This is a genomic window from Herbaspirillum sp. UBA812, from assembly GCF_002296545.1.
GTDB classification, from domain to species: domain Bacteria; phylum Pseudomonadota; class Gammaproteobacteria; order Burkholderiales; family Burkholderiaceae_D; genus Herbaspirillum; species Herbaspirillum huttiense.
Genome location: NZ_DBIC01000320.1, coordinates 1 through 8,451, shown reverse-complemented (window position 1 = coordinate 8,451; position 8,451 = coordinate 1). Strand labels below are relative to the sequence as shown.

General features: G+C 64.4%; 6 protein-coding genes. 4 read left to right on the top strand and 2 right to left on the bottom strand.

Annotated elements, in window-relative coordinates; translation table 11 throughout:
* Positions 1–622, top strand: a 622-nt coding sequence (locus B3873_RS21740; RefSeq protein ID WP_286869028.1) for a methyl-accepting chemotaxis protein, incomplete at its 5' end; no start/stop codon positions are given.
* 225 nt (positions 623–847) lie between these two features.
* Here the strand turns inward: B3873_RS21740 and B3873_RS21735 are convergent.
* Entirely contained in the window at positions 848–1,846 is a 999-nt protein-coding gene (locus B3873_RS21735) for a MerR family transcriptional regulator (RefSeq protein WP_286869026.1), read from the bottom strand.
* 253 nt (positions 1,847–2,099) lie between these two features.
* On the opposite strand from B3873_RS21735, the gene B3873_RS21730 reads away from it, so the two are divergent.
* The 3 genes from B3873_RS21730 (at position 2,100) to B3873_RS21720 (ending at position 5,996) form a co-directional block, all read left to right on the top strand.
* Positions 2,100–3,833, top strand: a complete 1,734-nt coding sequence (locus tag B3873_RS21730; RefSeq protein WP_286869025.1) for a methyl-accepting chemotaxis protein — start codon at positions 2,100–2,102, stop codon at positions 3,831–3,833.
* 46 nt (positions 3,834–3,879) lie between these two features.
* Complete coding sequence (locus tag B3873_RS21725; RefSeq protein WP_286869024.1) at positions 3,880–5,658, top strand: putative bifunctional diguanylate cyclase/phosphodiesterase; 1,779 nt, start codon at positions 3,880–3,882, stop codon at positions 5,656–5,658.
* A 110-nt stretch (positions 5,659–5,768) separates the two neighbouring features.
* Positions 5,769–5,996, top strand: a complete 228-nt coding sequence (locus B3873_RS21720; protein WP_286869022.1) for a hypothetical protein — start codon at positions 5,769–5,771, stop codon at positions 5,994–5,996.
* Here B3873_RS21720 and B3873_RS21715 read toward each other — a convergent pair.
* A partial coding sequence (locus tag B3873_RS21715; protein ID WP_286869021.1) for a hybrid sensor histidine kinase/response regulator occupies positions 5,993–8,451 on the bottom strand: 2,459 nt, incomplete at its 5' end. The genes B3873_RS21720 and B3873_RS21715 overlap by 4 nt on opposite strands.

Genomic DNA, 8,451 nt, shown 5'->3' with positions numbered 1-8,451 from the left:
CCAGACCAACATCCTGGCCTTGAATGCCGCCGTGGAAGCGGCCCGGGCCGGTGAACAGGGGCGCGGCTTCGCGGTGGTGGCTTCTGAAGTGCGTACCCTGGCGCAGCGCAGTGCTGCCGCCGCCAAGGAAATCAAGACATTGATCGACGCCTCGGTGGAGCGCGTGGAAAACGGCAGCCGCCTGGTCGAACAGGCCGGCACCACCATGGATGAAGTGGTGGCCAGCGTCAAGCGCGTCACCGATGTGGTGGCCGAGATCACCGCCGCCAGCGGCGAACAGAGCGATGGCATCGAACAGATCAACCAGGCCATCGTGCAGATGGATGAAGTGACCCAGCAGAATGCCGCGCTGGTGGAAGAGGCGGCCGCCGCTGCGCAATCGCTGCAGGAGCAGTCGGGCCGTCTGGTGGAAACGGTCAGCATCTTCAAGCTGAGCAACCATGAAACGCGTCGCCAGGCACCCATGGCCGCCGCAGCAAAGCGCACCGTGGACGTTACGCCCCGTACCGCAGCACTGCCGCGCAAGCCGGCAGCCAAGGCCAGCGCACCGGCCAAGGCTCTGCCGGTTGCGCAGCCGGCCCTCAAGCCGGCCGCTGCTGAAGGGGATTGGGAACAGTTCTGAAGGGCCAGCTCAATCCCGCAAGGGGACGGTTTGGCGAGCAGCGCGTCCATTGGGCGCGCTGTTTTTTTTATTGATTCAAGCCTGCATTGAGGCGTGAATTCAAGCGTGAATGAAGGGCAGAACTGTGGCGTGAATTAACGCGTCAATTCACATGCGAATTCTGAGCGAGATCCTGTACAGAATACTGCCCCGAATTCGGACCGGCCTCATCCCGGTCAACTGTGCTTACGTCAGCGAAATTCCCTTGAAGCGCGCCAGCTTTTGCAGTGCGTCTTCCAGCGGCAGGCGCGCGCGTCCGGCGGCAATGCGCAGTTCCCGATGCAGTTCGGCTTCCTCGGTCGTGTCATCTTCGCACTGGCGGCTGTAGCGTTCGAATCCGGCCAGTGCCGTCAGCAGTTCGGCCAGATGGCGCGGACATTCACATTGCATGCGATCGGACTGGTCCGATACCGACGCCAGGGCGCTCTCGCTGAAGCGCGGCTCCGGCACCCATTCCTCCTCGCCCGGTGTCTGCGCGGCTGCCGGTTCCATGCGCCGGATCATCTCGCACAGCCACTCCACATCGATCCCTTCCACCGCCTTGCGCACCACCCGATGCCCGGCTTCGCGCAGGCGCACCACCATCTCCGGCGAGCCGAAGCGATACAGGATCAGTACCGGTACCTGCACGCCGTCGCGGCGCAGCCCCTCCAGCCGCTGATCGAGATCGCTGTCGAGGACCGTGCTTTCCAGCAGCAACAGGTCGCCCTCGAATTGCCTGAGGTCCAGTTCATCCAGGCTCTCGACAGCCATGATGACGCTAAGTTGCCGATGCGCCAGCGCCTGGCCGACCGCCTTGGTGGCGATCCAGGGGCCGACCAGGGCCAGCCGCGTGGCCGGGCCGGCCTGCCGCTCATGGCTGCCGCTGCCCTCGGCAGGCAGGCTCTGCGCCAGCGCCTGCAGGTCCCGTGGGGACAGCGTGGCCAGCTTGCCGATGCGATGGCCGGCATCCACCAGTGTCTTGATCCAGACCAGGCGTTGCATGTCTTCCTGCGAATACAGGCGCTGGCCGCCGCCGCTGTGCTGCGAGGAGGTGATGCCGTAACGATGTTCCCAGGCACGCAGGGTCTCGACCGCCATGCCCAGCTGGCGCGCTACCGCGCCGGGGCGCAGCAGTGGCAGGTCGGACAGGTCAGTGGTTTCCGGTGCGGGAGCCGCGGAAGAGGGGGCTTGTTGGTTCGTCATTGTCGTATTTCCAACGAAAAATATTTTTGTAATGCACGGATATTTTTTAAATATATCTGTTCAGAGTCGTTGCAAAGCAAATTTGTTGCACGCTGAAAGAGAATTTTTACCGTTTGTTTTGGTGATTTTTGCCAGTATGTCACGCTTTTGCCTGAATGTGAAACATCGTGATCAACAACAAGAATCGGCCCGCTCCCCGTGGACACGTGTCGATCCATTCGAGAAACCTTGCATCCCCCCGGAAAGAATCATCATGAAAATATCGGACCTGAAAATCGGCACTCGCCTCTATATCGGCTTCGGATTGGTTTCCGCCATCCTGGTCATCCTGGTCAGTGTGGCCTATGCCAATTTTGCGCGGCTGGGTGCAGCCAATGACATGAACATCCATAGCTACCAGGCGCGGGCTGAAATGCAGGCGATGCTCGAAAGCCTGATCAATATGGAAACCGGCGCGCGCGGTTTCGCCTTGACCGGCAATGAGGCTTCGCTGGAGCCGATGCAGCAGGGCCTGGCCAGTTTCAAAACGCATCTGGACAAGGCCCGTCAGCTCACCGTGGACAACCCGACCCAACAACAGCGCTTGCAGCAAGTGGCCGAAGCCGAGCAGCGCTGGGTGAACACGGCCATCGAGCCCACCATCGCCCTGCGCCGTGCCGTGCGTGACGGCCGCGAGGACATGAGCAAGCTGGTTGCCCTCGTGCAGGCCGGCCGCGGCAAAGCCGAGATGGACAACATGCGCGCCATCTTTGCCGAGATGGACCGCATGGAAAGCAGTCTGCAACAAGAGCGCAGCGATCAGGCCGATGCACTGGAAGCGCTCACCGGCAAGACCCTCATCATCGGCGGCGTGATCGCGGTGGTGCTGGCGCTGCTGCTGGCCTGGTGGCTGGCCAACAACATCACCCGTCCGCTGGCCGTGGCCGTGCGCCTGGCGCGCCAGGTGGCCGGCGGCGACCTGACCGCCCGCATCGACGTGCGTTCCCGTGACGAAACCGGCGAGCTCCTCAGCGCACTGAAGGACATGAATGCCAGCCTGGTCACCATCGTCTCTGGTGTGCGCCGTGGTACCGACATGATCGCCACCGCCTCCTCGCAGATCGCCAGCGGCAACCTGGACCTGTCCTCGCGCACCGAACAACAGGCCAGTTCGCTGGAAGAGACCGCATCCTCGATGGAAGAACTGACCTCCACCGTGCAGCAGAACAGCGCCAATGCACGCGAAGCCAACCGCATGGCGCAGGCCGCCTCCGACATCGCCAGCAGCGGTGGCGGCGTGGTCAGCCGCGTGGTGGAAACCATGGAAGAGATCAATGCCTCCTCGCGCAAGATCGTCGACATCATCAGCGTGATTGACGGTATCGCTTTCCAGACCAATATCCTGGCTTTGAATGCCGCCGTGGAAGCGGCACGTGCCGGTGAGCAGGGGCGCGGCTTCGCCGTGGTCGCGACCGAAGTGCGCAGCCTGGCCCAGCGTTCGGCCGCCGCTGCCAAGGAAATCAAGTCGCTCATCAGCGACTCGGTGGCCAAGGTCGAATCGGGCAGCGTGCTGGTCAATGAAGCCGGTGACACCATGCGCGAGATCGTCGAGAGCGTGCAGCGCGTGACCGGCATGATCAACGAGATCAGCGCGGCCGGTGAAGAACAGCGTTCCGGCATCGAGCAGGTGAGCCAGGCAGTCGGCCATATGGATCAGGTCACGCAGCAGAATGCAGCCCTGGTCGAAGAAGCGGCCGCTGCCTCGCAATCGCTGCAGGAACAGGCGCAGGAACTGGCGCAGGCCGTCAGCGTGTTCCGCCTCGATGCACAGGCCGCCCAAGAGATGGCCATCGACGTAGCTGCCGCCGCAGTGACACCGGCACCGGCGGCCATCAAGAAAGCCCCGGCCACCGTCAAGCCGCGCATTGCACCGCGCGAGCCGCGCCTGTCGGCACCGGTGCCCAGCCGCGGTCTGGCGGGCGCTTCCGACGAATGGGTTACTTTCTGATCGCCACGCCACCATGCACGCCGACATCCTCCGATTGACCGCCCCCTTGACGGGGCAAGCCGGGCAAGCCGAACGGGAGCGTGAGCGCCTGGCCGTGCTCGATACCTACTGCGTGCTGGATACCCATCCCGATGTGCTGTGCGATCTGGTGACCGAACTGGCGGCCACGCTGTTCAACACCGAGATCGCACTGGTCTCGCTGGTGGCGGAAAACCGCCAGTGGTTCAAGTCGCGGCGCGGTCTGGATGCGCCGGGCACACCGCGCTCGCAGTCCTTCTGCAGCCACGTGATCGAGCGGGATCAGGTCATGGTGGTGCTGGATGCGACGCAGGATCTGCGCTTCGCCGACAACCCGCTGGTGACCGGTGAGCCCGGTATCCGCTTCTATGCCGGTGCTCCGCTGCAGGCCAGCGATGGCGTGCGGCTGGGGACGCTGTGCGTGATCGGCAAGTCGCCACGCGCCGCCTTCGGTGATGCTGATCGGACCAAGCTGACGCAGCTGGCGGCCATCGTCATGGCGCGGCTGGAGATCCTGCGGGTGTCCAGCTACGTCGACAGCTTGACTTCCTTGCCCAATCGCAGCCGCCTGACCGCCGACCTGCACAGTCTCGCTGCGCTGGGGCAGGACGGCGAGGGCCTGTCCGGCAAGTTGACGGCGGTGGCGGTCGACATCTGTGATCGCGTGTACCTGCGCGACATGATCAAGGCGCTGGGCTGGGATTACGTGGAAGGTTTCCTGATCCAGGCCAAGGAACAACTGCGCCAGTCGCTGGGTGAGGTGGCGCTCTATCGCATCGGCACCACCACCTTTGCTTACCTGGAGCGGCGCGACATCTGGCAGCAACAGGTGGAGCAGATCGAACGTGCCTTCGCCGGTACCGTCGAGTACCAGGGTATTCCGCATCGTCTGGAAATTTCCGTGGGCATCGTGCCGCTGGGTCAGTGCGATGACATCGAGGAACTGGTGCCCTCGCTGCTGACGGCAGCTGACATGGCGCGTGATTGCGGCAGCCTGCAATGCCGCTATGAGCAGCCACTGGGGCAACAGCAGAAGCATTCGTTCGAACTGCTGTCGGCCATTCCCGGCGCGCTGCTCGCGGGCGACCAGCTGTGGCTGGAGTACCAGCCCAAGATCGCGCTGGCCTCGGGCCATTGCGTCGGGGTGGAGGCGCTGCTGCGCTGGCGTCATCCGGTGCATGGGCTGATCTCGCCGGCCCTCTTCATTCCGCTGGCCGAGAAGACCGCGTTGATTCGCCAGGTGACCCTGTGGGTGCTGCAACATGGCATCGAGCAGGCGGCCGCGTGGGCGCGCCGTGGCCGCGCCGTTCCAGTGGCCATCAACGTGTCGGCCCGCGACTTCGACAATGATGATCTGGTGCAGACACTGGCGATCCAGTTGCGGCGGCATCGCATTCCGGCCGGGCTGATCGAGATCGAGTTCACCGAAAGCGCGATGAGCAAGAACCCCGAGGCGCTCTACGGGCGGATCCAGGAAATCAAGCGCCTGGGCGTGAAGGTGGCCATCGATGATTTCGGGGCCGGCTTCAGCAACCTGAGCTATCTCAAGAACATTCCGGCGGACTACCTCAAAATCGACCAGTCCTTCATTCGCAACATGGAAAGCAATTACTCGGACCAGCAGATCGTGCCTTCGATGATTCACCTCGGGCAGAAGCTGGGCTTTGCCGTCGTAGCCGAAGGCGTGGAAACCGAGAAGTGCCGCCGCATCCTGCATCACCTCGGGTGCGAATACGGGCAGGGCTACGGCATCGCCCGCCCGATGGCGGCCGCCGATACCTGGGACTGGATCGCGGCGCGCGATTGAGCCGCTCCCATCAACGCAGCCGGCGGCGCATGCCCAAAAAGGAGGGGGCTTGCGGTGAGGATTGGTGAGGCGTATATTTCCGGATAGAAATATAAATCTGGAGACTTTACGTGACAATCCGACCGGTCCCCCTCCCGTTCGCATGGTTCGCCGTTCTCGCCTTGGCCGTGGTGCTGCCCCTGATGCTGGGCGCGTGCAGCCGTTCGCCAAAGGAGCAACTGGCGTTCCAGCATGCGGAAGAGCAATACCAGATCAACCAGCGCAATGCCGAGCTCGCGCGCAGCCGGCCCGAGGGGGACTCCTCGCGGGACGATGAACGGAGCCGGGAGCGCGATTAACCCTCGCCTGCCGTCTCTTGCCGCATGGCTTGATCATTGCGGCACAGCGCCTCCAGCCGGTCCAGATCCGCAGTGATCACCCATTGCCGCGCCAGCACAGCAAAACTTTCATACGCGGGATTCTGCTGCTGCAGCGTATCGCACCAATCCAGCAAGTCCGACACCGCGCCCATCGCGATGAGCGCCAGCGCCTGCTGCAGCTCTTCCGGCGGCGGATGCTGCAAGGGCAGGGGAGCGGCATCGTCACCGGCTGGGGCCGCCTCCGGATGCAAGCCCAGCAGGCGACCGATGGTCTCCTGCAGTTCCAGGAAATTGATCGGCTTGAGCAGGCAGGCATCGAAACGTTGACCCGGCTCATCGCTCGGTGCCGGCTGCAGCGTGGCTGACAGCAGCAGCACCGGGACTTGCGGCAGATGCCGGCGTACTGCTTGCAGCACGGCGTCGCCATGCAGGCCCGGCAGCTGGTAATCGGTCAGCACCAGCGCCAATGCGGGCGCCTCCGGGAGGGCGATACGGGCGATGGCGCTTTCCGCATCGGCCAGCAATTCCACCGCGAAGCCGACGCTGGCCAACTGGTCGCCCAGCAATTGCGCGATGTCGGCATGATCTTCCACCACCAGCGCCAGGCGGCCCTGGCCATCGATGAGGAGGCGGCCATTGGCGTCTTCCGGCGCATCATGGCGGGCGATGTCGCGCTCGCTGGCGATGGCGGCCGGCAGGCGCAGCGTCATCGTCGTGCCTTCGCCGGGCCGGCTGGACAGCATCACCTGGCCGCCCATCTGCTGCATCCACTGGCGCACGATGGACAGCCCCATGCCGATACCCGGCTGCGAGCGGTCGGCGTTGGCCCGTTCGAAGGGTTCAAACACCCGGGTCTGGAAATGTGCAGGGATGCCGCTGCCGGTATCGCGTACCTGCATCTCCATGACGCCCATCTCGGATTTCGCCGAGGCCGGGTGCCAGAGGATCTGCAGCACGATGCGGCCGTCCCGGGTGTACTTGGCGGCGTTGTCCAGCAGGTTGCCGAGGATGCGCCGCAGTCGCCGCGCGTCGATGGCGAGCACCGGTGGCAGCGTCGGGTCCACCTGCAGATGAAAGGAATTGTGCTGGCGCTCGGCCAGCAGGGCCGCTTCCTGGCCGATCTCCTGCAGCAGGGCGTGGGCATAGACCGGGGCAGCGTGCGGCAGATCGGGGCGATCGCCGCGGGCATAGTCGATCAGGTCGTTGACCATGGCCAGCATATGGCGGGCGCTGCGCACGATGATGCGGCCATGGCGCGCGCGCTCGCCGCCGCCGGTCTGCAGCATGTCGGCAAAGCCGAGGATGGAAGTCAGCGGTGTGCGCAGGTCGTGGCTGATGCGGGTGAGGAATCCGGTCTTGGCGCGGTTGGCCTGGTCGGCCGCCGCCAGCGCTTCGCGCAAATCGCGGGTACGGGCCACTACCGCCTGTTCCAGCTTGAGTTGCTCGCGCACACGCATATACAGCATGGCCCATTGCATCTGCTCATGCTTGCGATGCAGTTCCAGCGCGCGGCCGATGATCGCCACGGTGGCCAGGCACAGCAGTCCCATCTGGAACAGCGCCGCGAAATGCCAGTCCGGCAGCAGGCTGCGGTCGACCAGGCCATTGAGTTCGAGCAGCTTGACCGACAGGCCCAGCCAGGCCACCGCAAAGGACAGCGTCAGCAATCGGGCATGCGGCAGTCCATGCCACCAGGCATGCAGCATCGAGGCCAGCCAGATCACATAGGCGAGGGCACCAGCGGCATTGGCCAGCGGCGCGGTGACGCGATAATCGCCCAGCGCAGTCCAGCCGATGATCACCGACAGCAGCACGTACAACGTGCGATAGACGATCTGCCAGCCGCGCAATCGCTCCATTCCGACCAGCACCTCGCTCATGCGCACGTAGAGCAGGGTGGCCGCGCATCCCAGGGTGGCCGGGGCACGCACCTGCCACGCACCGCCCGCGGAAAACAGGTAGCGATAGAGATAGCCCTGGAAGGTCCAGATATAAGCCAGCGCGATGAGAATCCACGCAGCCATCAGCAGGAAGCCACGGTCGCGCCAGGCGATACCCTGGATCAGCGCATAGCTCACCAGCAGCAGCGCGCCCCCCAGTACGAAGGCCTGGATGGCCAGTTCGCGTCCTTCCTCTTCGCGATAAGCCGCCGGCTCCCACAGGGCGAGGTTGAGATCGATGGAGGATTCACCGGCGACGCGCAGCACCCACTGGCGCTGCTCGCCGGGAGCCAGTGTCAGCGCGAACAATGGTGTGCGACTGATGATCTCGCGTTGCGCGAGGGCGTGCAGCGTACCGACGCTAAGTGGCGTGATCGCTGCCGGCGCGGCCTCCGCAGGCGTGGCTGGCAGCCAGTACAGGCGTACATCCTGCAGCCGCGCCGAGGCCAGAGTCAGCCAGCGTGTGACCGGTTGGCTGCTGTCGTTGCGTACCG